Origin of the sequence: Streptomyces sp. NPDC090045 (genome assembly GCF_044747975.1) — a bacterium.
GTDB lineage: Bacteria > Actinomycetota > Actinomycetes > Streptomycetales > Streptomycetaceae > Streptomyces.
In genome coordinates this window covers 1,015,907-1,040,358 of the sequence record NZ_JBIVFA010000001.1, presented here as the reverse complement: position 1 = coordinate 1,040,358, position 24,452 = coordinate 1,015,907, and the positions used below count along the sequence as shown (strand labels likewise).

At 73.0% G+C, this 24,452-nt stretch carries 26 protein-coding genes; 11 read left to right on the top strand and 15 right to left on the bottom strand.

Annotation, left to right across the window (positions count from 1 at the left end; translation table 11 throughout):
• Positions 1-87: 87 nt before the first annotated feature.
• From ACIPYQ_RS04785 to ACIPYQ_RS04760, 6 genes are all read right to left on the bottom strand, one after another.
• Positions 88-1,185 carry a 2Fe-2S iron-sulfur cluster-binding protein gene (locus tag ACIPYQ_RS04785; protein ID WP_401246037.1) on the bottom strand — a complete coding sequence of 366 codons (1,098 nt, stop codon included), beginning with the start codon at positions 1,183-1,185 and terminating at the stop codon, positions 88-90.
• Positions 1,175-1,408: a hypothetical protein gene (locus tag ACIPYQ_RS04780; RefSeq protein WP_401246035.1), complete on the bottom strand. Its 234-nt coding sequence runs from the start codon at positions 1,406-1,408 to the stop codon at positions 1,175-1,177. The genes ACIPYQ_RS04785 and ACIPYQ_RS04780 overlap by 11 nt, the downstream gene beginning before the upstream one ends.
• Positions 1,408-2,553: a Rieske 2Fe-2S domain-containing protein gene (locus ACIPYQ_RS04775; RefSeq protein ID WP_401246033.1), complete on the bottom strand. Its 1,146-nt coding sequence runs from the start codon at positions 2,551-2,553 to the stop codon at positions 1,408-1,410. The genes ACIPYQ_RS04780 and ACIPYQ_RS04775 overlap by 1 nt, the downstream gene beginning before the upstream one ends.
• Before the next feature lie 124 nt (positions 2,554-2,677).
• Positions 2,678-3,703: a 4-hydroxy-2-oxovalerate aldolase gene (gene dmpG, locus ACIPYQ_RS04770; protein ID WP_401246031.1), complete on the bottom strand. Its 1,026-nt coding sequence runs from the start codon at positions 3,701-3,703 to the stop codon at positions 2,678-2,680.
• Positions 3,700-4,605 carry an acetaldehyde dehydrogenase (acetylating) gene (locus tag ACIPYQ_RS04765; protein WP_401246029.1) on the bottom strand — a complete coding sequence of 302 codons (906 nt, stop codon included), beginning with the start codon at positions 4,603-4,605 and terminating at the stop codon, positions 3,700-3,702. The genes dmpG and ACIPYQ_RS04765 overlap by 4 nt, the downstream gene beginning before the upstream one ends.
• Positions 4,606-4,620: 15 nt before the next feature.
• A complete protein-coding gene (locus ACIPYQ_RS04760; protein ID WP_401246027.1) occupies positions 4,621-5,403 on the bottom strand; it encodes a 2-keto-4-pentenoate hydratase in 783 nt (260 codons plus the stop codon).
• A gap of 192 nt (positions 5,404-5,595) precedes the next feature.
• Between ACIPYQ_RS04760 and ACIPYQ_RS04755 the strand changes: the two genes are divergently transcribed.
• The 3 genes from ACIPYQ_RS04755 to ACIPYQ_RS04745 all read left to right on the top strand — a co-directional run bounded on the left by ACIPYQ_RS04755 (position 5,596) and on the right by ACIPYQ_RS04745 (position 8,336).
• Positions 5,596-6,189 carry a TetR/AcrR family transcriptional regulator gene (locus tag ACIPYQ_RS04755; RefSeq protein WP_390800345.1) on the top strand — a complete coding sequence of 198 codons (594 nt, stop codon included), beginning with the start codon at positions 5,596-5,598 and terminating at the stop codon, positions 6,187-6,189.
• Between the two features lie 151 nt (positions 6,190-6,340).
• Positions 6,341-7,537, top strand: coding sequence for an MFS transporter (locus tag ACIPYQ_RS04750; protein WP_401246025.1), 1,197 nt, complete (start codon positions 6,341-6,343; stop codon positions 7,535-7,537).
• A 46-nt stretch (positions 7,538-7,583) separates the two neighbouring features.
• Positions 7,584-8,336 (top strand): SDR family NAD(P)-dependent oxidoreductase, encoded by a 753-nt coding sequence (locus ACIPYQ_RS04745; RefSeq protein ID WP_401246128.1) that lies wholly within the window; start codon positions 7,584-7,586, stop codon positions 8,334-8,336.
• 82 nt (positions 8,337-8,418) lie between these two features.
• Here ACIPYQ_RS04745 and ACIPYQ_RS04740 read toward each other — a convergent pair whose 3' ends face one another.
• The 3 genes from ACIPYQ_RS04740 to ACIPYQ_RS04730 form a co-directional block, all read right to left on the bottom strand.
• Positions 8,419-8,862 carry a VOC family protein gene (locus tag ACIPYQ_RS04740; RefSeq protein WP_401246023.1) on the bottom strand — a complete coding sequence of 148 codons (444 nt, stop codon included), beginning with the start codon at positions 8,860-8,862 and terminating at the stop codon, positions 8,419-8,421.
• A gap of 82 nt (positions 8,863-8,944) precedes the next feature.
• Positions 8,945-9,856, bottom strand: coding sequence for an SDR family oxidoreductase (locus tag ACIPYQ_RS04735; protein WP_401246022.1), 912 nt, complete (start codon positions 9,854-9,856; stop codon positions 8,945-8,947).
• 1 nt (position 9,857) lies between these two features.
• The gene (locus ACIPYQ_RS04730) at positions 9,858-10,652 is read right to left on the bottom strand and encodes an SDR family oxidoreductase (RefSeq protein WP_401246020.1); all 795 of its coding nucleotides are present in this window, start codon (positions 10,650-10,652) and stop codon (positions 9,858-9,860) included.
• A 56-nt stretch (positions 10,653-10,708) separates the two neighbouring features.
• Here ACIPYQ_RS04730 and ACIPYQ_RS04725 point away from each other — a divergent pair, with 56 nt between their 5' ends.
• From ACIPYQ_RS04725 to ACIPYQ_RS04705, 5 genes are read left to right on the top strand one after another with little or no spacing between them, the layout of a single operon-like run.
• The gene (locus tag ACIPYQ_RS04725) at positions 10,709-11,458 is read left to right on the top strand and encodes an enoyl-CoA hydratase family protein (RefSeq protein ID WP_401246018.1); all 750 of its coding nucleotides are present in this window, start codon (positions 10,709-10,711) and stop codon (positions 11,456-11,458) included.
• Positions 11,455-12,309 carry a CoA transferase subunit A gene (locus tag ACIPYQ_RS04720; protein ID WP_401246016.1) on the top strand — a complete coding sequence of 285 codons (855 nt, stop codon included), beginning with the start codon at positions 11,455-11,457 and terminating at the stop codon, positions 12,307-12,309. The genes ACIPYQ_RS04725 and ACIPYQ_RS04720 overlap by 4 nt, the downstream gene beginning before the upstream one ends.
• Entirely contained in the window at positions 12,306-13,052 is a 747-nt protein-coding gene (locus tag ACIPYQ_RS04715) for a CoA-transferase subunit beta (RefSeq protein WP_401246014.1), read from the top strand. The genes ACIPYQ_RS04720 and ACIPYQ_RS04715 overlap by 4 nt, the downstream gene beginning before the upstream one ends.
• A gap of 4 nt (positions 13,053-13,056) precedes the next feature.
• Positions 13,057-14,130 carry a nitronate monooxygenase gene (locus tag ACIPYQ_RS04710; protein WP_327413428.1) on the top strand — a complete coding sequence of 358 codons (1,074 nt, stop codon included), beginning with the start codon at positions 13,057-13,059 and terminating at the stop codon, positions 14,128-14,130.
• 30 nt (positions 14,131-14,160) lie between these two features.
• Entirely contained in the window at positions 14,161-15,096 is a 936-nt protein-coding gene (locus ACIPYQ_RS04705) for a tyrosine-protein phosphatase (protein ID WP_401246012.1), read from the top strand.
• Between the two features lie 62 nt (positions 15,097-15,158).
• On the opposite strand, the gene ACIPYQ_RS04700 is transcribed toward ACIPYQ_RS04705, so the two are convergent.
• The 6 genes from ACIPYQ_RS04700 to ACIPYQ_RS04675 all read right to left on the bottom strand — a co-directional run bounded on the left by ACIPYQ_RS04700 (position 15,159) and on the right by ACIPYQ_RS04675 (position 21,168).
• Positions 15,159-16,844: a DEAD/DEAH box helicase gene (locus ACIPYQ_RS04700; RefSeq protein WP_401246010.1), complete on the bottom strand. Its 1,686-nt coding sequence runs from the start codon at positions 16,842-16,844 to the stop codon at positions 15,159-15,161.
• A gap of 100 nt (positions 16,845-16,944) precedes the next feature.
• Positions 16,945-17,148, bottom strand: a complete 204-nt coding sequence (locus ACIPYQ_RS04695; RefSeq protein WP_150520063.1) for a cold-shock protein — start codon at positions 17,146-17,148, stop codon at positions 16,945-16,947.
• 246 nt (positions 17,149-17,394) lie between these two features.
• The gene (locus ACIPYQ_RS04690) at positions 17,395-18,552 is read right to left on the bottom strand and encodes an acetyl-CoA C-acetyltransferase (protein WP_401246007.1); all 1,158 of its coding nucleotides are present in this window, start codon (positions 18,550-18,552) and stop codon (positions 17,395-17,397) included.
• 23 nt (positions 18,553-18,575) lie between these two features.
• Complete coding sequence (locus tag ACIPYQ_RS04685) at positions 18,576-19,214, bottom strand: TetR/AcrR family transcriptional regulator (protein WP_361762654.1); 639 nt, start codon at positions 19,212-19,214, stop codon at positions 18,576-18,578.
• A gap of 26 nt (positions 19,215-19,240) precedes the next feature.
• Positions 19,241-20,023, bottom strand: a complete 783-nt coding sequence (locus tag ACIPYQ_RS04680; RefSeq protein WP_401246005.1) for an SDR family oxidoreductase — start codon at positions 20,021-20,023, stop codon at positions 19,241-19,243.
• Positions 20,020-21,168: an acyl-CoA dehydrogenase family protein gene (locus ACIPYQ_RS04675; protein ID WP_401246003.1), complete on the bottom strand. Its 1,149-nt coding sequence runs from the start codon at positions 21,166-21,168 to the stop codon at positions 20,020-20,022. The genes ACIPYQ_RS04680 and ACIPYQ_RS04675 overlap by 4 nt, the downstream gene beginning before the upstream one ends.
• A 46-nt stretch (positions 21,169-21,214) precedes the next feature.
• Between ACIPYQ_RS04675 and ACIPYQ_RS04670 the strand changes: the two genes are divergently transcribed.
• Genes ACIPYQ_RS04670 through ACIPYQ_RS04660 form a run of 3 tightly spaced genes read left to right on the top strand, consistent with a single transcriptional unit; the run spans position 21,215 to position 24,194 of the window.
• Positions 21,215-22,057, top strand: coding sequence for an enoyl-CoA hydratase (locus ACIPYQ_RS04670; RefSeq protein WP_401246001.1), 843 nt, complete (start codon positions 21,215-21,217; stop codon positions 22,055-22,057).
• Positions 22,057-23,202 (top strand): acyl-CoA dehydrogenase family protein, encoded by a 1,146-nt coding sequence (locus tag ACIPYQ_RS04665; protein ID WP_401245999.1) that lies wholly within the window; start codon positions 22,057-22,059, stop codon positions 23,200-23,202. The genes ACIPYQ_RS04670 and ACIPYQ_RS04665 overlap by 1 nt, the downstream gene beginning before the upstream one ends.
• Positions 23,202-24,194, top strand: coding sequence for an acyl-CoA dehydrogenase family protein (locus ACIPYQ_RS04660; RefSeq protein ID WP_401245997.1), 993 nt, complete (start codon positions 23,202-23,204; stop codon positions 24,192-24,194). Before ACIPYQ_RS04665 ends, ACIPYQ_RS04660 begins: the two co-directional genes overlap by 1 nt.
• Positions 24,195-24,452 lie beyond the last annotated feature (258 nt).

Genomic DNA, 24,452 nt, shown 5'->3' with positions numbered 1-24,452 from the left:
CGCCCCGCTTCCCGAACCGATTGCCGCGCGCAGCAAGCGCTTTCCCCGGAGAAGCTAGCGGCCGCACGTCCTGCCCGACACCCCCCTTCACCCGTACGTGATCCGCACCGCGGGGCCGACCGGGAGTGCCTGGCAGGCCAGGACGTAGCCCTCGGCCAGGTCCGTCGCGTCGAGGACCTCGTTGCGGGCCATCTCGACCTCGCCCTCGACGACCCGGCAGCAGCAGGCGCTGCAGGCGCCCTCCCGGCAGGAGTACGGGGCCGGCAGGCCCGCGGCGAGCAGCGCGTCGAGCAGCGGGGTCCCGGCGGGCCAGGGCACGGTGTGCCGGGTCCCGTCGAGTTCCACCTCGGCGGTGGCGCGGGCTCCCGCCCCCGCCGCCGGCGGGCGGGGCTGTGGGGCGGCCGTGAAGACGTCCGTGCCCAGCGAGAAGTACCGCTCGCGGTGGATCGCGTGCGGCGCGGCCCCGCCGGCGCGCAGCGCGGTCTCGGCGGCGTCCATCAGCGGGCCGGGCCCGCACAGGTAGGCCTCGCGGCCGGCGTACGGGGCCACCAGCGGCCCGAGCAGCGCGGCGGTCGGCAGCCCCTGGAGGCTCTCCAGCCAGTGGACGACGGCCAGCCGCCCCGGATGCGCCTCGGCCAGCCCCCACAGCTCGTCCCGGAAGATCACGGAGGCCGGGTCCCGGTTGGCGTACACCAGGGCCACCCGGCCCCGGCCCGCGGCCAGCGCCGACTTCGCTACGGAGAGCACCGGGGTGATCCCGCTGCCGCCCGCGACCAGCAGGAGGTCCCGGTCGAGGCCGCCGGGGCCCGGGGTGAAGGTGCCGGCGGGCGGCAGCACCTCCAGCTCGTCCCCGGCCGTCACCTCCTCGCAGATCCAGCCGGAGCCGAGCCCGCCGGGCACCCGCTTGACGGTGATCCGCATCGGCTCCCCGGTGTGCGGGGAGCTGGCCAGGGAGTAGCAGCGGGCCGCCCCGCCGGGGATCCGGAGGGTGAGGAACTGCCCCGGCGCGTACGGGAGTTCCGCGTCCAGGACGAGCGAGACCGCCTCCGGTGTCTCCTGGACCCGGTCCAGGACGCGGACCCGCAGCACCCCGGGGGCTCCGGCCGGGGCCGGGTCCGGGGCCGGGTCCGCGCTCGTGGGGCGGGCCGCGCGGGCCGGCGTAGGAGGGGCGAGGTCACGGGACATCGGCCGGCACCTCCAGGCGGCCCTCGCGGACGGCCGCCTCGATGCTCGTGCGCAGGGCCGGGCAGGAGCGGACGCGTGCGCTGAGGCGCCCGGCCGCGACCTCGGCGGCGATGCGCGGGCAGAGGGCGGCGGCCTCGCCGGTCCACTGGACCTGGGTGTGCGCGGGACTGAACTTCTCGCACAGCACGCGGGTGCCGCATTCTCCGCAGGCGACGGGCCGCATCACGGGGCCTCGGCCCGGCGGGCCAGGTTCTCGGCGACCTCGGCCTTCCAGGCGGCGGTGGCCCGGGTGGTGTCGATCTCGAACTCGAAGCGCCGGACCATCTCGTCCTCGACGTCGGCGGCGTCCACGTAGAACTGCCGGTACCAGCGGCGGAGCTGGTAGACGGGGCCGTCCTCGTCGGTGAGCAGCGGGTTGTCGATGCGGGTCTTGTTCCGCCAGATCTCGACGTCCTGTTCGAAGCCGACGGCGAGGCCCTCGGAGGTGAGGCGGGCGGCCTCGGCGGCCTGTTCGTCGGTCATGCCGGGGAGCTTCTTGACGATGGCCCCGTACATGAGCAGGAAGCTGTTCTCGTCGATCGGGAAGTGGCAGTTGATCAGGACGGATTCCAGCTCCAGGCCGCCGCCGACGTCGCTCCACAGGTGGTCGATCATGTACGAGGGGCCGTGGTAGGAAGCGTCGGAGCGCAGACCGCCGCCGGTGGAGAGGGTGCCGAGGTCCACGTCCCCGCGCGGGGTGGACTCCATGTACTGGGTGGCCACGTGCCCGTCGAAGACGTTCTTGAAGTAGTGCGGGAAGGCGTAGTGCACGTAGTAGAAGTGCGCCATGTCCACGACGTTGTCGACGATCTCGCGGCAGTGGGAGTTCTCGACGCGCAGGGAGTTCCAGCTCCAGCCGCTCCACTCGGGGCTGCCGACGCCTTCGATCTCGGGAATGGTGACACCGGCGGGCGGCGGGTTGCCCTCGGGGTCGTGCCAGACGTAGAGCTGGGCGTTGCGCTCCAGGGTGGTCCAGGCGCGGGTGCGGGCGCGGGGCGGGACGCGGCGGGCGTAGGGGATGGCGGCGCAGCGGCCGTCACCGGACCAGCGCCAGTCGTGGAAGGGGCAGGCGAGGGTGTCGCCCTTGACGGTGCCGTGGGCGAGGTTGCCGCCCATGTGGGGGCAGTAGGCGTTCAGGACGTGCAGGGTGTCGGTGTCCTCGCTCGCGAAGACGACGAGGCGGGTGCCGAAGGCCTCGATCTCGTGCGGGGTTCCGTCCCGGAAGGGGGCGGCCAGGCCGAGGCAGTGCCAGCCGCGGGCGAAGCGGGTTGGCACTGCGGCCGCCTCTATGACGCGGGGTCCTTCTTCGGCTTCGGTCGGTGCGGTCATGGGGCCCTCCACTTCGTTGTGGTGTCGTACGTTCACGGTCGGCTGCGGCGCCGTTTCCCGGGGCTCCGCCCCAGACCCCGCGCCTCAAACGCCGGCGAGGCTGAATGTGGCGGGGCGTGGCGCCCTAACGCTCAGCAGCCAGTTCAATTGCAATGTCGATGAGTTGGTCTTCCTGGCCGCCGACGAGGCGGCGTTCGCCGGCGCGTAGCAGGATCTGGGCGCCGGGGACCCCGTAGCGCTCCGCCTGCCGGTAGGCGTGTTTGAGGAAGCTGGAGTAGACGCCGGCGTGCCCCATGAGGAGGGCCATACGGTCGAGCCGGCACTCCTCCTCCATGACGGGGCGGACCACGTCCTCGGCCGCGTCGATGATCTTCAGGACGTCGATGCCGGTGCGGATGCCCATCTTCTGGCAGACGGCGGCGAAGGCCTCGACGGGCGTGTTGCCGGCGCCCGCGCCGAGGCGCCGGGTGGAGCCGTCGATCTGGAGCGCACCGGCGCGTACGGCCGCGACCGAATTGCCCACGCCGAGGCCGAGGTTCTCGTGGCCGTGGAAGCCGACCTGGGCGTCGGCCCCGAGTTCGGCGACCAGCGCGGCGACCCGGTCGGTGACCTCGTCCATGACCATGGCGCCGGCGGAGTCGACGACGTACACGCACTGGCAGCCCGCGTCGGCCATGATCCGGGCCTGGCGGGCGAGGTTCTCGGGGGTGGTGGAGTGGGCCATCATCAGGAAGCCGACGGTGTCCAGGCCCATCTCGCGGGCGAGGCCGAAGTGCTGGACGGAGATGTCGGCCTCGGTGCAGTGGGTGGCGATCCGGCAGATCCGGCCGCCGTTCGCGTGGGCGGCGCGGATGTCGTCCTTGACGCCCAGTCCCGGCAGCATCAGGAAGGCGATCCTCGCGTTCCGGGCGGTCTCGGCGGCGATCCTGATGAGCTCCTGCTCGGGGGTCTTCGAGAAGCCGTAGGTGAAGGAGGAGCCGCCGAGTCCGTCCCCGTGGGCGACCTCGATGACGGGGACGCCCGCGGCGTCGAGGGCGGCGACGACCGACCGGACGTCCTCGCCCGTGAACCGGTGGCGCTTGGCGTGCGAGCCGTCGCGCAGCGAGGAGTCGGTGATGCGGATGTCGAGGGTGTCGGAGTAGCTCGTCACTGCTGCATCCCCTTCGCGAGCTCTTCGCCGACCTTGGTGGCGGCGGCGGTCATGATGTCGAGGTTTCCGGCGTACGGCGGCAGGTAGTCGCCCGCGCCCTCCACTTCCAGGAAGATCGCGACGCGGGCCGTTCCGCCGGTCTGCGCGGAGGGCTCGTCGAACTGCGGCTCGGCGCGCAGCCGGTAGCCGGGTACGTACGAGGCCACCTTCTCGGCGACCTGCTTGACGGAGGCGGCGACGGCCTCGTGGTCGGCGTCGGGCGGGATCGCGCAGAAGACGGTGTCGCGCATGATCACCGGGGGCGCGGCGGGGTTGAGGATGATGACGGCCTTGCCGCGGGCGGCGCCGCCGATCTCCTCGATGCCGCGGGCGGTGGTGCGGGTGAACTCGTCGATGTTGGCACGGGTGCCGGGGCCGGCCGAGAGGGAGGCGACCGAGGCGACGATCTCGGCGTAGGCGACGGGGACCACGCGGGAGACGGCGTACACCATGGGGATGGTGGCCTGCCCGCCGCAGGTGATCATGTTGACGTTGGCCCGGTCGAGGTGGGCGGTCAGGTTCACGGGCGGGACGACGGCGGGGCCGACGGCGGCCGGGGTCAGGTCGACGGCCGTGATGCCGAGTTCGGCGTAGCGCGGGGCGTTGACGCGGTGGACCTGGGCGGAGGTGGCCTCGAAGAGGAGGTCGGGGAGTTCCTCGCGGGCCAGCAGCCGGCCGACGCCCTCGTGGGAGGTCTCCAGCCCGGCGCGGCGGGCGTGGGCGAGGCCCTCGCTGTCGGGGTCGACGCCGATCATCCAGCGGGGCTCGATGTACGGGGAGCGCCGGAGCTTGTGCAGGAGGTCGGTCCCGATGTTGCCGGAGCCGACGATGGCGGCGGTCGCTTTCCTGACGGACTTGTTCATGGGCACCTCGGTGGCTCAGCAGAAGGTGAGGGACACCGGGCCGAGCCCGGTGAAGTCGGCGGTGTAGGTGCGCCCGGCGGTGACGTCGACGGCGCGGGTGCAGGAGCCGGGCAGGACGAGGTGGCCCTTGCGCAGCGGGACGCCGAAGCGGGCGACGGTGCGGGCCAGCCAGGCGACGGCGGTGGCCGGGTCGCCGAGGACGGCGTCGGCTCGGCCGGTGGCGAGGGTCTCGCCGCCGCTCGCAAGGCGTGCTTCGACGGACTTGAGGTCCAGCTCGCGCGGGTCGCGGCCCTCGCCGATGACGTAGCCGGCGGAGGAGGCGTTGTCGGCGATGGTGTCCGCGAGGGAGATCCGCCAGTCGGCGATGCGGCTGTCGATCAACTCCAGGGCGGGGACGACCCGTTCGGTGGCGGCGAGTACGTCGGCCTCGGTGCAGCCCTCGCCCGGCAGGTCGGCGCCGAGGACGAAGCCGACCTCCACCTCGATGCGGGGCGCGCAGTACGCGGCGACCGGGACGGGGGTGTCCTGGCGCAGTTCCATCGCGTCGAGGAGGTGTCCGTAGTCGGGCTCGTCGACGCCCATCATGGCCTGCATGACGGGGGACGAGAGTCCGACCTTGTGCCCGGTCACGGCGGCGCCCTCCGCGCAGTGGCGGCGGATGTTGAGGAGCTGGATCTCGTACGCGTCCTGCGCGCCGATGCCCTCGTAGAGCTCGGTCAGCGGCCGGACCGGGGACCTCCGCAGCTGCGCCGCGTACAGGATCTCGGCGGCCTCGCGCCGGTGCCGGTCGTTCAGCATGGGGCCTCCCGGCCGCGGTGGTGTGTGGTGCGGCCGACGGTAGGCGGGGGGCGGGCGCGGGCGGGAGGCCGTGTTCCCGCTGAGCGGGAAAGCCCGCCGCCGCTGCGGGCGGGAGCCGCCACGATGCGCACCCCGGACGGCCGCGCCGTCCTTTCTGAAACGACCGGTTGGAAATGGGGTAGCCTCGTGCTCATGGCAAGGCCCAAGGAGTTCGACCCGCAGACCGCCCTCGTGGCGGCCATGGAGCTCTTCCGCCGCCAGGGGTACGAGGCCACCTCGATCCAGGACCTGGTGGACGCGCTGGGCATCAACCGCTCCAGCATGTACGCCGCCTACGGCTCCAAGCACGACCTCTACCTCAAGGCGCTGGACCTGTACTGCGCCGTCGAGGCGGACCGGGCGCAGGAGAGCCTCGCCGAGTCCGACGAGGGTCCCGCCCTGCCGGTCCTGCGCGCCTTCCTCCTCTCCTACGTCGAGTCCGCGCTGGCCGATCCGCTGCGCGGCGGGTGCATGGTCACCCACGGCGTGCTGGAGCGGCTGCCGGGGGACGCGAAGGCCGCCGAACGGCTCGGCGGGGCGCTGGGCTCCCTGGAGGAGGCCTTCGCCTACCTCCTGCTGCGGGCCCGGGTGGCCGGGGAGCTCGCGCCCGGCACCGACGTGCGCACCACCGCCCGCCTCCTGGTCACCCTGACCCAGGGGCTGCGCGTCATGGAGCGGGCGGCGGACCGGGACTACCTGACCCAGGTCGTCGACCAGGCCCTCAAGGGCCTGTCCTGTACCGGCTGACACCCGCCCGGCGTCCGGCTCCGCGGACCCGCTGACCCGCTGGCCCGCTGGCCCGCCGGCCCGCTGACCTTCAACCACCTTGCTCCGCCCCTGGGTTGAGCCTGCCCACATTCTGGAACGATCGTTTAGTTATAGAAAGGTTGTGACGGCCGTGCCCAAGGCCGTGTACGTCCTCGCCCTCGGCATCTTCGCCATGGTCACCAGCGAATTCGTGGTGGCCGGCCTGATGCCCCAGATCTCCGAGGGACTCGGGGCCACCATCCCCCAAGTCGGCTATCTGATCACCGCGTTCGCCGTCGCCATGGCCCTCGGCGGGCCGTTCCTGGCCACCGCCGTGCTCAAACTCCCGCACAAGAGCGCCCTGATGGTGCTCTTCGCGGTCTTCCTCGGCGGCAACGTCCTGGCCGCCCTGTCCACCGACTACGTGACGATGGCCATCGGGCGCGTCATCACCGGCGTCGCCTCATCCGCCTTCTTCGGCGTCTCACTCTCGGTCGTCGCCGAGATCACCAAGCCGGAGATGCGCGGCAAGGCGATCGGCGCCGCCATGAACGGCCTGATGCTCGGCACCCTGCTCGGCCTGCCCGTCTCCACCTTCGTCGGTGGCCAGTTCGGCTGGCGGGCCGCCTTCTGGGCGATCTCGGGGCTGACCGTGCTCGCGGCCCTCGCCACGATCGTCGGCGTCCCCTCCGTGACCGGCGCCGAGGGGGAGGGCGGACCCTCCGTCAAGGACGAGATGCGCGCCTTCAAGAACCCGCGGCTGTGGCTGGTGTTCTCCACCTCCACGCTGATCATCGGCGCCACCTTCTCCGCCTTCAGCTACTTCACTCCGATCCTCACCGAGCTCACCGGCTTCAGCGAGGGCTCGGTGCCGTGGCTGCTGGTCGCCTACGGAGCCGCGACCGTCGTCGGCAACACCATCGTGGGCCGCTTCGCCGACGAGCACACCATCGTGACCCAGCTCGTCGGGCTCGGCCTCAACATGGTCTTCCTCGCCGGCTTCGCCGTCTTCGCCGAGGTCACCGCGCCCGCCCTGATCTTCATGATGGGCATCGGCCTGGTTGGCGTCACGATGAACCCCTGCATGATCACCCGGGTCCAGCGCACCGCGAACGCCCGCCCGCTGGTCAACACCGTGCACTCGTCCTTCATCACTCTCGGCATCGTCATCGGCTCCTGGCTCGGCGGTGCCGGCATCAACGCCTACGGGCTCCGGGCCCCGCTCGTACTCGGCGTGATCATGGCCTTCCTCGGCCTGTTCACCCTCCTGCCGGACCTGCGGACCAAGAAGGACGGCAACGGCGGCGGCGCCACGGCCGCCCCCGAGCGGCAGCCCGCCACGGCCTGAGCCCGCCACCCTTTCCCTTCGCCCAACTCCCCCGCACGGAAAAGGAATCAACGTGACGACCACTCTCCACGGCGTGGCCCTGGTGACCGGCGGCTCCCGCGGCATCGGCGCCGAGATCGCCCGTACGCTCGCCGCCCACGGCGCCGACGTCGCGATCACCTACCGCTCGAACAAGGAACAGGCCGAGGAGGTCGCCGGGCAGGTACGGGCCCTCGGGCGCCGCGCCGTGGCCGTCGAGGCGGACGCCGCCGACGCCGAGGCCGTGACGGCCGCGGTGGACCGGGTCGTGCGCGAACTCGGCCCGGTGCGCATCCTCGTCAACAACGCCGGCTACGCGGACATGACCTGCCCGCCGCTCGCGGAGGTGCCGCTGGCCACCCTCGACCGGACCCTGGACATCAACGTCCGCGGCGCCTTCCTCACCGCGCAGGCCGTCTCCCTGGACATGCCCGACGGCGGCCGCATCGTCAACGTCGGCTCCCGCCTCGCCACGCAGGTCCCCGCCGCGGGCTTCACCCCGTACGCCATGTCGAAGGCGGCGATCCACGGCCTGACCGTGGGCCTCGCCCGCGACCTGGGCGAGCGCGCCATCACCGTCAACCAGGTGGCGCCCGGCTCCATCGACACCGACATGAACCCGGCCGACGGTCCGTCCGCCGACTTCCAGCGCGGCCTGAACGTCTTCGGCCGCTACGGCCGGGCCGCGGAGATCGCGAGCGCGGTCCTCTACCTGGCGAGCGACGAGGCCTCCTTCGTCACGGGCACCACGCTGACCGTCGACGGCGGCGCCAACGCCTGACCGGCGGGCCCCCTGGACGCCGGACCCCGGAGGCACATCGAGCCCCCCGCTCCCCTCCGGGGCCCGAGCCCGGGCCGGCCCGTCAGCCGGCCGCGCTGGGCGGGGCCGCGACGTTCAGCTGCCAGGAGACGCCGAAGCGGTCGTTCACCCAGCCGAACCGGTGGCTGAATCCGTACGAGCCCAGGGGCATCAGCTCCTGGCCCTGCTCGGCGAGCGCGGCGTAGAGGCGGTCGATCTCGGCCTCGTCCGCGCACTGGACGTACAGCGACACCGCGGGCGTGAAGCCGAAGGCGTGCCGGGCCGGGCTGTCGATGCACATGAACTGCTGTCCGGCCAGGGAGAAGGTCGCGTGGCGCACGGTTCCCTCGGGCCCGGCCCCGGGTCCGGTCTCGTCGGCGCCGTAGCGGCTGATGGCGAGCACCTCCGCGTCGTCGAACAGCGAGAGGTAGAAGCTCATGGCTTCCTCGGCCCGCCCCTCGAACATCAGGAACGTGGTGATCTTCTGCGGGGTCGGCGTGACGGCCATCGTCGGTCCGTGTCCCTTCGGCTCGTGTCCCGGAGCAGGAACCTTAGCCTCCGCCCCCGCCGCCGGGACCGGACCGGGGCCGCTACCGCGCGCCGTACACCGGCAGCGGAGCCTGCGCCGCGGCGAGGAGTTTCAGGGTGGTCTCGCCCGCCTCCGCGGGGGTCCAGCGGGAGTCCCGGTCGGCCGTGGGGCCCGGCCGCCAGCCCTCCATCACCGTGATCCGGCCGCCCTCCGCCTCGAAGACCCGGCCCGTGACCCCGGTCGAGGCGTCGGAGCCCAGCCACACCACCAGCGGGGACACGTTCTCCGGGGCCATCGCGTCGAAGCCGCCCGCCGCCGGGGCGGCCATGGTCTGCGCGAAGGTCTGCTCCGTCATCCGGGTCCGGGCCGCCGGGGCGATCGCGTTGACCTGGACCCCGTAGCGGCCCATCTCCGCCGCCGCGACCATCGTGAGGCCGAGGATCCCGGCCTTGGCCGCGCTGTAGTTGCCCTGGCCGACCGAGCCCAGCAGTCCGGCCCCGGAGGAGGTGTTGACCACGCGGGCCGCCGTCTGCCGGCCGGCCTTCGCCTCCGCCCGCCACCACGCGGCCGCCGCCCGCAGAGGCAGGAAGTGCCCCTTCAGGTGGACCCGCATGACCGCGTCCCAGTCGTCCTCGTCCAGGTTGACCAGCATCCGGTCCCGCAGGAACCCCGCGTTGTTGACCAGGGTGTCGAGGCGCCCGAACGCGCCGAGCGCCGTCTCCACGAGGGAGGCCGCTCCCCCGGAGGTCGCGATGTCCCCGCCGTGCGCCACCGCCTCCCCGCCCAGCGCCTCGATCTCGGCGACGACCTGCGCCGCCGGACCGTCCGGCCCCGGCAGCCCGTCCAGCCCCACCCCCAGGTCGTTGACGACGACCCGCGCCCCCTCGGCAGCGAAGGCCAGCGCATGGGCCCGGCCCAGCCCCCGTCCCGCGCCCGTCACGACCACGACCCGGCCCTCGCACAGTCCCGCCATCTCAGCTCTCCTTGTCCACAGTCGCCTTGTTCGCAGTCGCCTTGTTCACAGTTGCCGCATCCAGAAACGCCGGGCGCTCCCCGCCACCGTGCACCAGCAGGCTCGCCCCGCTCACGTACGCCGCCCGGCCGGAGGCCAGGAACACGGCCGCCTCCCCCACGTCCGAGGGCTGTGCCAGCCGCCCGAGCGGGACGGTGGCGGCCACGGCCGCGACCCCGGCCTCGTCCCCGTAGTGCAGGTGCGTCAGCTCGGTCCGCACCATGCCCAGGACCAGCGAGTTCACCCGTACCTCGGGGGCCCATTCCACGGCCATGGACCGGGCCAGGTTCTCCAGGCCGGCCTTCGCCGCCCCGTACGCCGCCGTCCCCGGCGAGGGCCGGGTGCCGCTGACGCTGCCGATCATCACCACCGAGCCGCGGGCCTCCCGCAGCCACGGGTACGCCGCCAGGGAGGCCGTCATCGGCGCCACCAGGTTCAGCTCGACGACCCGCGCGTGGCGTTCCGCCTCCCCCTCCCCCAGCAGCCGGTACGGGGTGCCGCCCGCGTTGTTGACCAGGCAGTCGAGGCGCCCGTACCGTCCGGCGACCGCGCCGAAGAAGTCCTGTACGGCGGCGGGATCGCGCAGGTCGACGGCGGTGAAGGAGGCCTTGCGTCCGCCCGCCGAGACCGGTTCCTCCGGCGGCCGCCGGGCGCAGACGACGACCTCCGCGCCGGCTGCGAGGAACGACCGGGCGATTCCGGCGCCGACGCCGCGGGTTCCCCCGGTGACGACGACAACCCTCCCGTCGAGCTTCATAGGCTGCTACCTTCCTCACCTAACAAATGTTTGGTGGAAAGGTAGCTGATCCGCTCATGGGTGTCTCCACCTCCAGCCCGGACAAGGGCATCGCACTCGTCACAGTCGACTTCCCGCCCGTCAACGCGCTGCCCGTGCAGGGCTGGTACGACCTCGCCGACACCCTGCGCGCCGCCGGCCGCGACCCCGAGGTCCGCTGCGTCGTCCTCGCCGCCGAGGGCCGCGGCTTCAACGCCGGCGTCGACATCAAGGAGATGCAGCGCGACACCGGACACGCCGCCCTCATCGGCGCCAACCGGGGCTGCTACGAGGCCTTCGCCGCCGTCTACGAGTGCGAGGTGCCGGTCGTCGCGGCCGTGAACGGCTTCTGCCTGGGCGGCGGCATCGGCCTCGTCGGCAACGCCGACGCGATCGTCGCCTCCGACGACGCGACCTTCGGCCTGCCCGAGCTCGACCGGGGCGCCCTCGGCGCCGCCACCCACCTGGCCCGGCTGGTCCCCCAGCACCTGATGCGCGCGCTGTACTACACCTCGCGCACCGCCACCGCCGCCGAACTCCACGCACACGGCTCGGTCTGGAAGGTGGTCCCGCCCGCGGAACTGCGCTCCGCCGCCCTGGAACTGGCCGCCGAGATCGCGCGCAAGGACGGCTACCTGATCCGGCTGGCCAAGGCGGCCATCAACGGGATCGACCCCGTGGACGTGCGCCGCAGCTACCGCTTCGAGCAGGGCTTCACCTTCGAGGCCAACCTCAGCGGGGTGGCCGACCGGGTCCGCGACACCTTCGGGAAGGGAGAGCACGCATGACCGACAAGTCCATGACCCCCGAAGAGGTGGTCGGACAGCTGCGCAGCGGCATGACCATCGGCATCGGCGGCTGGGGATCCCGGCGCAAGCCCATGGCTCTGGTGCGGGCGCTGCTCCGATCCGAGATCACCGATCTCACCGTGATCTCCTACGGCGGACCCGACGTCGGCCTGCTGGCCGCCGCAGGCCGCATCCGCCGCCTCGTCGCCCCCTTCGTCACCCTCGACTCCATCCCGCTGGAGCCCCACTACCGGGCCGCCCGCGAGCGCGCCGCCTTCACCCTCACCGAGCTCGACGAGGCCATGTTCATGTGGGGCCTGCACGCCGCCGCCAACCGGCTCCCCTTCCTCCCCGTCCGTGCCGGCCTCGGCTCCGACGTGATGCGGGTCAACCCGGAGCTGCGCACGGTGACCTCCCCCTACGCCGACGGCGAGGAGCTCGTCGCCGTCCCCGCCCTGCGCATGGACGCCGCCCTGGTCCACCTGAACCGGGCCGACCGCCTCGGCAACGCCCAGTACCTGGGCCCGGACCCGTACTTCGACGACCTCTTCTGCGAGGCCGCCGACGCCGCCTACGTCTCCTGCGAACAGCTCGTCGAGACCGCCGAGCTCGCCAAGGCCGGACCCCCGCAGTCCCTCCTCGTCAGCCGCCACTCCGTCACCGGGGTCGTGGAGACCCCGAACGGCGCGCACTTCACCTCCTGCGCCCCCGACTACGGCCGCGACGAGCCCTTCCAGAAGCTCTACGCGACCACCCCCTGGCCCGAGTTCTCGGCACGCTTCCTCTCCGGGGCGGGCGAGCACGACTACCAGTCCGCCGTACGGACCTGGCACGAGGAGCAGCAGCCGTGACCACCACGCCGACCACCGCGACCGTCACCCGCGCCGAGTACTGCGTGATCGCCTGCGCCGAGGCCTGGCGCGACAACGGCGAGGTCCTCGCCAGCCCGATGGGCCTGATCCCCTCCTTCGGGGCCCGGCTCGCGAAGCGGACCTTCTCCCCCGACCTGCTCCTGACCGACGGCGAAGCCCTGCTCGTCGGCCTCGACGGCACGCCCGAGGGCTGGCTCCCGTACCGGCGCCACCTGACCATGGTCACCGGCGGCCGGCGGCACGTGATGATGGGCGCCAGCCAGATCGACCGCTACGGCAACCAGAACATCTCCTGCATCGGCGACTGGGAGCGGCCGGCCCGCCAGCTCCTCGGGGTGCGCGGGGCGCCCGTCAACACCCTGAACAACCCGGTGAGTTACTGGATCCCCAAGCACTCCACCCGGGTCTTCGTCGAGCGGGTCGACATGGTCAGCGGGGTCGGCTACGACCGCGCCGAGGCGGCCGGGGTGACCCGCTTCCACCGCCTGCCCCGGGTGGTCAGCGATCTCGGCGTCCTCGACTTCGGCGGCCCCGGCCACGCGATGCGGCTGGTCTCCGTGCACCCCGGGGTCACCGTCGAGGCGGTCAGGGCTGCCACCGGGTTCGAGCTGGCCGCCGCCGAGGAGGTCCCGTACACGCGGGAGCCGACGGCGGACGAGCTGCGGCTGATCCGTGAGGTGATCGACCCCAAGGGGCTGCGCGAGCGCGAAGTGCGGGGCTGATCCGATGGAGACGGCATTCACCAAGCTGGTCGGCGTCGAGCACCCGATCGTGCAGACCGGCATGGGCTGGGTCGCCGGCCCCCGCCTGGTGTCGGGCGCGGCGAACGCGGGGGCGCTGGGGATCCTCGCCTCGGCGACGATGACCGTGGACCAGCTGCGGTCGGCGGTCCGCGAGGTCAGGTCCCGCGTCCCGGAAGGGACTCCCTTCGGGGTCAACCTGCGCGCGGACGCCGGGGACGCGGCCGAACGCGCCCAGCTGATCATCGACGAGGGGGTACGCGTCGCCTCCTTCGCGCTCGCGCCCTCCAAGGAGCTGATCGGGCGGCTCAAGGAGGCGGGCGTGGTCGTCATCCCGTCGATCGGGGCCCGGCGGCACGCCGAGAAGGTCGCGGCCTGGGGCGCCGACGCGGTGATCGTGCAGGGCGGCGAGGGCGGCGGCCACACCGGGGACGTGGCCACGACGGTGCTGCTGCCCCAGGTGGTGGACGCCGTGGACATCCCGGTGGTCGCGGCGGGCGGCTTCAGCGACGGCCGCGGCCTGGTCGCGGCCCTGTCGTACGGGGCCGCGGGCATCGCCATGGGCACCCGTTTCCTGCTGACCTCGGACTCCACCGTCCCGGACGCCGTGAAGGCCGAGTACCTGAAGGCCACCGTCAAGGACGTCACGGTCACCACCGCCGTGGACGGACTGCCGCACCGGATGCTGCGCACCGCGCTCGTCGACTCCCTGGAGCGGGCCGGCCGCACCCGGGCCCTGGCCCGGGCGGTCCGGCACGCGGCCGGCTTCCGGAAGCTGTCCGGTCTGAGCTGGCCGCAGATGGTCCGCGACGGCCTCGCGATGAAACACGGCAAGGACCTGTCCTGGAGCCAGGTCCTGCTCGCCGCGAACACCCCGATGCTCCTCAAGGCGTCCATGGTCGAGGGCCGTACGGACCTCGGCGTCATGGCATCGGGCCAGGTCGCGGGGGTGATCGACGATCTCCCGTCCTGCGCGGAGCTCGTCTCCCGCGTCATGGCCGAAGCACAACAGGCACTCGAAGCACTGCACTCGCTCCGCACCCTGCCACCACCAGGGTGATCCCCCTTCTCCGTCACAGGAGTCGCCTCCATGAGCCGTGCCCGAATCCGCCTGGCGACCGCGGCGGCCGCCGCCGCTCTCGCCATCGGGACCCTGCCCGCCGCCGCGTACGCGGCGGCGGCGCCCGGAGCCGGGGTCAGCGCCCGGCACCACCAGTCCCACCCGCAAGCAGAAACGATTCGTCAGATCCCCCTCCAAGGCGCCGTCAACGTCCGTGACATCGGCGGCTACCGCACCTGGACCGGCGGCAAGGTCCGCCAGGGGCTCGTCTACCGCTCCGACGCACTGAGCAAGCTGACCGACGCCGACGTCACCACCGTCTCCGGTCTCGGCCTCACGAAGGTCGTCGATTTCCGCACCCCCATGGAGCTCCAGTACGACGGCGCCGACCGGCTGCCGCCCGGGCTCACCCCCACCTCGCGCCCGGTCAGCGACCTCGGCCTCTACGGAACCCTCGTCGGCGCGATCGCCAGCGGCGACCCCGTCACCCAGGAGCAGATGCTCGGCGGCGGCCGCGCCGAGTCCTACATGCGCGACATCTACCGGACCTTCGTGACCAGCCCCGAGAACCGGGCGCAGTTCGCGGCAACCCTGCGGGAGATCGCGGACGGCTCCCAGGGGCCGATCCTCTACCACTGCACCTCCGGCAAGGACCGGACCGGCTGGACGAGCTACGTCCTGCTGCGCGCGCTGGCCGTCCCCGAGGACACCGCCGAGCGCGACTACCTGGCGTCGAACACCTTCCGCGCCGCCTACGACGCCCGGCTCCGGGCGGGCCTCAAGCAGTCGGGGCGCATGCAGAACCCCGATCTGCTGATCCCGCTCCAGGAGGTCCGCCAGGACTACCTGGACGCGGCGACGACGCAGATGGAGGCCGACTACGGGAGCTTCTACGGCTACCTGACGCAGGGCCTCGGCCTGGACCTACGGACGCTGGCGAAGCTCCAGAACAAGATGGTCCGCTAGCGGACAGCACGACGCCGGGCAGTGCGAGAAGCACTGCCCGGCGTCATGGTCACTGTCTACGGTCAGACCGCGCGGCGGCGGCCCTGCCCACCCGATCCGACCCGGCTGCGCGCGGACGCCGCGGCCGCACCGCCGGAGGGGGCGCCGCCACCGGTACGCCGGCCGCGCTCGCCGGAGCCGGTGGCCCCGCCGCCGCCCTGGCCGCCGCGACGGGCCTGGCCCGACCCGGAGGCCGCCGGGGCCTGCCCGGAAGCGCTGCCACCGGAACGGCGGCCACGGCCGCCTGCCGCCGGGGCGCCGCCCGTGGCGGAGCCGGTGCGCGGTCCGCCCGACCGGCGGCGCGAGCCGGAGCCCGAACCGGATCCGGACCCGTTGCGCGGCTTCGGCGCGGTCGGCTGCGGCACGTCCAGCACCACCGGGATGCCCGAGGGCTCCTTGGCGCCGGTCAGCCGGGACAGCTCCTCGTCGGAGGACTTGATCTGCGCGGTGCGCGGGGAGATCCCGGCGTCCGACATCAGCCGGGTCATGTCCCGCTTCTGGTCGGGCAGCACCAGGGTGACCACGCTGCCGGACTCGCCGGCGCGGGCGGTACGGCCGCCGCGGTGCAGGTAGTCCTTGTGGTCGGTGGGCGGGTCCACGTTGACGACGAGGTCGAGGTCGTCGATGTGGATGCCGCGCGCCGCGACGTTCGTCGCCACCAGTGCGGTGACCTCGCCCGTCTTGAACCAGTCCAGGGTGCGGTTGCGCTGCGGCTGGGAGCGGCCGCCGTGCAGGCCGGAGGCGCGGACGCCGTCCGCGAGGAGCTTCTTGACCATGCGGTCGACCCCGCGCTTGGTGTCCACGAACATGATCACCCGGCCGTCGCGAGCGGCTATACGCGTCGCCACGGCCTTCTTGTCGGTCTCGTCCATGACGTACAGGACGTGGTGCTCCATCGTGCTGACCGCGCCGGCGGACGGGTCGACGGAGAAGGCGACCGGGTCGTGCAGGAACATCTTGACGAGCTTGTCGATGTTCTTGTCGAGGGTGGCCGAGAAGAGCATGGTCTGGCCCTCGGCCCGCACCTGCTTGAGCAGCGCGGTGACCTGCGGCATGAAGCCCATGTCGGTCATCTGGTCGGCCTCGTCGAGGACGGTGATGCCCACCTGCGAGAGGTCGGCGTCACCGCGGTCGATGAGGTCCTTGAGACGGCCGGGGGTGGCGACGAGCACCTCGGCGCCGCGGCGCAGGGCGCCGGACTGCCGGTTGATCGACATGCCGCCGACGACGGTCGCGATGCGCAGGTTGACGGCCGTGGCGTACGGGGCCAGGGCGTCGGTGACCTGCTGCGCGAGCTCGCGGGTCGGTACGAGGACCAGGGCGAGCGGCTGCTTGGGCTGCGCGCGGTGGCCGGCGGTGCGGGCCAGCAGCGCCAGGCCGAAGGCCAGCGTCTTGCCGGAGCCGGTGCGGCCGCGGCCGAGCAGGTCACGGCCGGCGAGCGAGTTCGGCAGCGTCGCGGCCTGGATCGGGAACGGCTCGGTGACGCCCTGGGCGGCGAGGGTCTTCAGCAGCGCCTCGGGCATGTCCATGTCCTCGAACGCGGCGACCGGCGGGAGCGCCGGGGTCAGCGGTTCGGGCATGGTGAATTCTTGCGGCCTGGCAACGGGGGCGGACTTCTGCCGTCCCGCGCCAGCCTTCGGACGTCCCTGGGCCGCGCCTCGGCCCCGGGTGGGGCGGCGGCTGGGTCGTGCGGAGCTGGAGCTGGTCATGCGGAAATGCCCTCCTGAAACCGGCAGGTAGAACTGGGTCGAAACAGCAGACAAGCCGGGGCCCGCACCTCACGGTGCGGACCCCGGCGAGCTGAAAAACTTAGGCGGGGAGGATGTTCTCCGCCTGGGGGCCCTTCTGGCCCTGGGTGACGTCGAAGGACACGCGCTGGCCCTCCTGGAGCTCACGGAAGCCCTGGGTGGCGATGTTCGAGTAGTGGGCGAAGACGTCCGGGCCGCCACCGTCCTGCTCGATGAAGCCGAAGCCCTTTTCCGAGTTGAACCACTTCACGGTGCCAAGTGCCATTTTGAATCTCCTGAATAGGCGGCAAAGGGCCCCATCCGGAGATTCCGGCAAAACAATAAAAGCGCCTGAGGAACATTCCCGTCAGGCGCACATAAAGTTCATGGGTACCACAACTGCAACGAGCTCTAAGCTAGCACACCTCCGTGCGGGGATGTGGCTGCAGGCGTGTGACCTGCGTCGTCCTCCTGAAAACCGCCGGCGGGGCCCCGGTCCCCGCCGGGGGTGTCGGAGCCCGCCGGGCCCGGGCTACAGCCGCTCGATGATCGTGACGTTGGCCTGTCCGCCGCCCTCGCACATGGTCTGGAGGCCGTAGCGGCCTCCCGTGCGTTCCAGCTCGTGCAGGAGCGTGGTCATCAGCTTCACGCCCGTCGCGCCCAGCGGGTGGCCCAGGGCGATCGCGCCGCCGTTGACGTTGACCCGTTCCGGGTCGGCCCCGGTCTCCTTGAGCCAGGCCAGCACCACCGGGGCGAAGGCCTCGTTGATCTCCACCAGGTCGATGTCGGCCAGCGACATGCCGGTCTTCTTCAGCGCGTACGCCGTCGCCGGGATCGGCGCGGACAGCATGCGGATCGGGTCCTCGCCCCGGACCGAGAGGTGGTGGATGCGGGCCCGCGGCCGCAGGCCGTGTTCCCGTACGGCCCGCTCGGAGGCGATCAGCATCGCCGCCGCGCCGTCCGAGACCTGGGAGGAGACCGCGGCGGTGATGGTGCCGCCCTCGACCACCGGCTTGAGGGTCGCCATCTTCTCCAGCGTGGTGTCCCGGCGGGGGCCCTCGTCCACCGTCACGTCCCCGTACGCCACCGTCTCTCGGGCGAAGCGCCCCTCGTCGATCGCGCGCAGCGCCCGCTGGTGGGAGCGGAGGGCGAACTCCTCCATGTCCCGCCGGGTGATGCCCCACTTCTCCGCGATCAGCTGGGCGCCGTGGAACTGGTTGACCGGGGCGTCCCCGTACCGGGCCCGCCAGCCCGCCGATCCCGCGTACGGGCCCTCGGTGAGTCCCAGCGGCTCCGCCGCCTGCCGCGAGGCGAAGGCGATCGGGATCATCGACATGTTCTGGGTGCCGCCCGCGACGACCAGGTCCTGGGTCCCGGAGAGCACTCCTTGCGCCGCGAAGTGCACGGCCTGCTGGGAGGACCCGCACTGGCGGTCGACGGTGACCCCGGGGACCTCCTCCGGGAGTCCCGCCGCCAGCCAGGCCGTCCGCGCGATGTCGCCCGCCTGCGGCCCCACCGTGTCGAGGCAGCCGAACACCACGTCCTCCACGGCGGCCGGGTCCACCCCGGAGCGCTCGACCAGCGCCTTCAGGACGTGCGCGCCCAGGTCGGCCGGGTGGACGGCGGACAGTCCGCCCTTGCGCCGCCCCACGGGGGTGCGTACGGCATCGACTATGTAGGCCTCGGGCATCGGGACTCCTCGGATCGGATCGGTCAGGTAGGGCGTAGGGCGATCCCGTCCAGCACCATCGACAGGTACTGGCGGGCGATCTCCTCGGGGCTGTGCTGTCCGCCCGGCCGGTACCAGGACGCCGCCACCCACACCGTGTCGCGCACGAAGCGGTAGGTGAGGCGGATGTCGAGGTCGGCGCGGAAGACCTGGGCGGCGACCCCTCGCTCCAGCGTCCCCAGCCAGGCCTTCTCGAACTTCTGCTGCGAGTCGGACAGGTAGTGGAAGCGGGGCTGGGCGGAGAGGGTCCGGGACTCCTTCTGGTAGATCGCGACGGCGGCGCGGTGCCGGTCGATCTCCCGGAAGGACTCGGTGACGAGGGCCTCGATGGTCTCCCTGGGGCCGAGGCCCGCGGCGAGGACGGTGTCGTACCCCTGCCACAGTTCGGTGAGGAAGGCCGAGAGGATCTCGTCGAGCATCGATTCCTTGGAATCGAAGTGGTAGTAGAGGCTGCCGGCGAGCATGCCGGCGGCGTCGGCGATCTTGCGGACGGTGGTGGCGTTGTACCCCTGTGCGGCGAAGACCTCGGCGGCGGTGTCGAGGAGTTCGCGGCGCCGCTCGGGCGAGGCCGTCACCTGCGGCTTCTTCTTGGGTGTCGGCCGGTTCGGCTGGTTCGTTGGCACGCGCCCATTCTCGGCCAAGGCATCCGCTAGGCGTGCTGGCTGCTGACCGAGACGGTCTCGCCGGTCATGTACGAGGAATAGCCGCTGGCCAGGAAGACGATGACGTTGGCGACCTCCCAGGGTTCGGCGTAGCGGCCGAAGGCCTCGCGGGCGGTGAGTTCGGCCAGCAGCTCCTCGCTGGTGACCTTCACCAGGTGCGGGTGCATGGCCAGGCTCGGGGCGACCGCGTTGATCCGTACGCCGAACTCCGCGGCCTCCAGGGCCGCGCAGCGGGTCAGCGCCATCACCCCGGCCTTGGCTGCGGCGTAGTGGGCCTGGCCGGTCTGTGCGCGCCAGCCGACGACGGAGGCGTTGTTGACGACGACCCCGCCGGCGCCGGACGCCTTGAACGAGCGCAGCGCGGCGCGGGTGCAGCGGAAGGTGCCGTTCAGGGTGACGTCGAGGACCTTGCCCCACTGTTCGTCGGTCATGTCGACGAGGGCGGCGGTGCCGCCGAGCCCGGCGTTGTTGACGACGACGTCGAGGCGGCCGTGGGTCTGTTCGGCGAGCGCGAAGAGGGCCGCGACCTGGTCCTCGTCGGTGACGTCGCAGGGCAGGGAGGCGACCCGGTCCGCGCCGAACTCGGCGGCGAGCGCCTCCTCGGTCTCCTTGAGGCGGCGGGCGTGGGCGTCGCCGATGACGATGCGGGCGCCCTCCTCCAGGAAGCGGCGGGCGGTGGCCCCGCCGATGCCGGCCCCGGCGGCCGCGGTGATGACGGCGGTGCGGTCCTTCAACAGTCCGTGCCCGGGGACATAGTCGGGGGTGCTCACGCCCGTACCTCCTTGGGAAGGCCGAGGATCCGCTCGGCGATGAGGGTGCGCTGGATCTCGTCCGAGCCCGCGTAGACCGTGTCGGCGCGGGAGAAGAGGAAGAGCCGCTGCCAGTCGTCGAGGTCGTACTGGTCCCCGTGCGCGCCCGCCGCGAGGAGCGAGGGGGCGGCGCACACGTCCATGGCGAGCTCGCCGAGGTCGCGGTGCCAGCGGGCCCAGTGCAGCTTGGCGGTGGAGGGGGCGGTACCGGGGGCCAGGGCGGTGGCGCGCATGGCCTCCAGGCCGATCCAGGCCTGGACGAGGCGGTCGCGGATCAGCGGGTCGGCGATCGCGCCGTTGCGGCGGGCCAGTTCGGCGAGGCCTTCGAGCTCGCGGCGGAAGCCGACCTGCTGGCCGAGGGTGGAGACGCCGCGCTCGTAGCCGAGGGTGGCCATGGCGATGCGCCAGCCGTCGCCGGGTGCGCCGACGACGTGGGCGGCGTGGGTGCGGGCGCCGTCGAAGTAGACCTCGTTGAACTCGGAGGTGCCGGTGAGCTGCACGATCGGGCGGACCTCGACCCCGGGCTGGTCCATGGGGACCAGGAGGTAGGAGAGGCCGGCGTGGCGGCGTGAGCCCGGTTCGGTGCGGGCGAGGACGAAGCACCACTGGGACTGGTGGGCGAGGGAGGTCCAGATCTTCTGGCCGTCCACCACCCACTCCCCGTCGCGGAGGGCCGCGCGGGTGCGGACGGCGGCCAGGTCGGAGCCGGCGTCGGGCTCGCTGTAGCCCTGGCACCACAGTTCGTCCACGGCCCGGACGGCCGGGAGGAAGCGGCGCTTCTGCTCCTCGGTGCCGTGGGCGATGAGGGTGGGGCCGAGCAGCTGTTCGCCGATGTGGTTCACGCGGGCGGGGGCGTCGGCGAGGGCGTACTCCTCGTGGAAGGCGATCTGCTCGGCGAGGCTCGCGCCGCGGCCGCCGTACTCGACGGGCCAGCCGAGGCAGGTCCAGCCGTGGGCGGCCATGTGGCGTTCCCACGCGAGGCGTTCGGCGAAGGCCTCGTGCTCCCGGCCGGGTCCGCCGCGGCCCTTGAGGGCGGCGAACCCGCCGGTGAGGTGGGCCCGTAGCCAGCTCCGAACCTCGGTGCGCAACTCCTCGACGCTGCTCATGGCCGTACGTTAACCTACCAAACACTTGTTAGGGAAGGATCCCCGCATGCCCGAAGCCCCCGTGGTGCTGTACGAGCGGCGCGGCCCGGTCGCGTACGTGACCATGAACCGCCCCCGCTACCGCAACGCGCAGAACAGCGCCATGACCTACGCCCTGGACGACGCCTTCTACCGCGCCGCCGACGACCCCGAGGTCAAGGTGGTCGTCCTGGCGGGGGCCGGGGAGCACTTCTCCGCGGGCCACGACATCGGCACCCCGGAGCGCGACGCCCACCTCCCCTTCGAGCGGCGGGCCGGCCTGTGGTGGGACCACTCCGGCCGGGCGGGCGCCGAATCCCGCTTCGCGCGCGAGTCGGAGGTGTACCTGGGCATGTGCCGGCGCTGGCGGGAGCTGCCGAAGCCGGTGATCGCCTCGGTGCACGGGGCCTGCGTGGCGGGCGGGCTGATGCTGGCCTGGGTCTGCGACCTGATCGTGGCGAGCGAGGACGCCTTCTTCGCGGACCCGGTCGTCCGGATGGGCATCCCCGGCGTCGAGTACTTCGCCCACCCGTGGGTGATGCCGCCGCGCATCGCGAAGGAGTTCCTCTACACCGGGGACCGGATGCCCGCCCGGCGCGCGTACGAGGTCGGCATGGTCAACCGGGTCGTGGAGCGTGCGGAGCTGGCGGACGAGACCGGCCGGCTGGCCCTGCGCATCGCCGAGATGCCGGGCTTCGGCCTGGCCCTGACCAAGCGGGCCGTCAACCAGGCCGAGGACCTCCAGGGCCTGCACACCGGCATGGACTCGGTCTTCGGCCTGCACCACCTGGCGCACGCCCACAACGCGGAGACGGCGGCGGATTCGCTCGGCGGCATGAACATCGCCGCCATGAAGGAGGCGAACACCTGATGGACCTCGACCACGCACCCGACGTGCAGGCCTTCCGGGCCGAGGCCCGGGCCTGGCTGGCCGCGCACGTGCCCGCCGCGCCCCTGCCCTCCCTGGAGACGGAGCAGGGCTTCGCCGCGCACCGGGAGTGGGAGGCGCGGCTCCAGGCGGACCGCTGGGCGGTGGTGTCCTGGCCCGAGGAGTACGGGGGCCGGGGCGTCGACATCGTGAAGTGGCTGGTCTTCGAGGAGGAGTACTGGGCGGCGGGCGCCCCCGGCCGGGTCTCCCAGAACGGCATCAACCTCCTCGCCCCCACCCTCTTCGACCACGCGACGGCCGAGCAGCGGGCCCGGGTGCTGCCGTCCATGGCGAGCGGCGAGGTCGTCTGGGCGCAGGCCTGGTCGGAGCCGGAGTCGGGATCCGACCTGGCCTCGCTGAAGTCGCGGGCGGTGCGCACGGAAGGCGGCTGGCTGCTGTCCGGACAGAAGACCTGGTCCTCGCGGGCGGCCTTCGCGGACCGCGCGTTCGGCATCTTCCGCACCGACCCGGACACCCCGAAACCCCACCAGGGGCTGACGTACCTGATGTTCGACCTGCGGGCGCCGGGGGTGACGGTGCGGCCCATCGGCCGCCTCGACGGCAAGCCGGCCTTCGCGGAGCTCTTCCTGGACGAGGTCTTCGTACCGGACGGGGACGTGATCGGGGAGCCGGGGCAGGGCTGGCGGATCGCCATGTCGACGACCGGCAACGAGCGGGGACTGACCCTGCGCTCCCCCGGCCGCTTCCTCGCGGCGGCGGACCGGCTGGCCGGGCTGTGGCGCGCGCAGGGGGACCCCTCCGACACCGCGCTGCGGGACCGGGTGGCGGACGCGGTGGTCGGGGCGCGCGCCTACGAGCTGTTCACCTGGGCCAACGCCTCCCGGTTCGCGGCGGGGGAGACGATCGGCGCCGAGTCCAGCCTGAACAAGGTGTTCTGGTCGGAGTACGACATCGCCCTGCACGAGACGGCGCTGGACCTGCTGGGCGCGGACGCGGAGCTCGCGGAGGGCGAGTGGGCCGAGCCGTGGGTCTTCTCCCTGGCCGGGCCGATCTACGCGGGGACGAACGAGATCCAGCGCGACATCATCGCCGAGCGGCTGCTCGGCCTGCCGAAGGGCCGCCGCTGATGCGCTTCCTGCCGACCGACGAGCAGTCGGACTTCGCCCGTACGCTGCGCTCCCTGCTCGGGGCGGCCGAGGTGCCGGCGGCGGTACGGGCCTGGGCGGACGGCGAGCACGGGCCGGGGCGGGCACTGTGGTCCCGGCTCGCGGGGACGGGCCTGTTCGCGCTGGCCGCGCCGGAGCCGTACGAGGGCCTCGGGCTGCTCCCGCTGGAGCTGTCGCTCGGCTTCGTGGAGCTGGGGCGGGCGGGGGTGCCGGGGCCGGTGGTGGAGAGCGCGGCCGCGTCGGTCCTCCTCTCGGAGCTGGGGACCGTCCTCGACGAGGAGCTGGCGAAACGCTTCGTCCCGGGTCTGGTCGCGGGCGGATCCTCGGCCACGCTGACCCTGCCGGGCGGCGGACCGTACGCCCTGGACGCGGACGCGGTGACGCACTGCCTCACGGTGTCGCCGGCGGGCGAGCTGCGGCTGGCGGCCGGGCACGGGGAGCTGCTGGCGTCGACGGATCCGGCGCGGCGGCTGTACCGGCCGGCCCCGGACGGCGAACTGCTGGCCGCGGGCCCGGCCGTGGTCGCCGCGGCGGAGACGGCCCTGCGGTGGGCGCGGCTGCTGACGGCGGCCCAGTGCCTCGGCGTGGGCGAGGCACTGCTGGCGCGGACGGTGGAGTACGTGAAGCAGCGCACCCAGTTCGGCGCCCCGATCGGCTCGTTCCAGGCGGTCAAGCACCGGCTGGCGGACACCCTGCTCGCCCTGGAGTTCGCCCGGCCCCTGCTGTGGGCGGCCGCCCTGTCGCGGGCCCCGGCCGACGTGGCGGCGGCGAAGCTGTCGGCGGGCGAGGCCTGCTACCGGGCGGCGATGACGGCGCTCCAGCTGCACGGGGCGGTCGGCTACACGGAGGAGCTGGACCTGTCCCTGTGGCTGCGCAAGGCCCGCCCGCTGCGGGACGCATGGGGAACACCGTCGGCCTGCCGGGCGGAGGTCCTGCGGTCGCGCGCGGGCTAGGGGTCCGCACCGGTCGGCCTCGCCGGCCGGGCCCGGGCGGCCGGCTGCGCCGGTACGGGTGGGGCCGGGCTGGTTGGCTTCGGCGGTGCGGGTGGGGCCGGGCCGGTTGGCTACGCCGGTACGGGTGGGGCCGGGCCGGTTGGCTTCGGCGGTGCGGGTGGGGCCGGGCCGGTTGGCTTCGGCGGTGCGGGTGGGGCCGGGCCGGTTGGCTTCGGCGGTGCGGGTGGGGTCGGGCGTGTTCCGGGGCGTCTCCTCGGG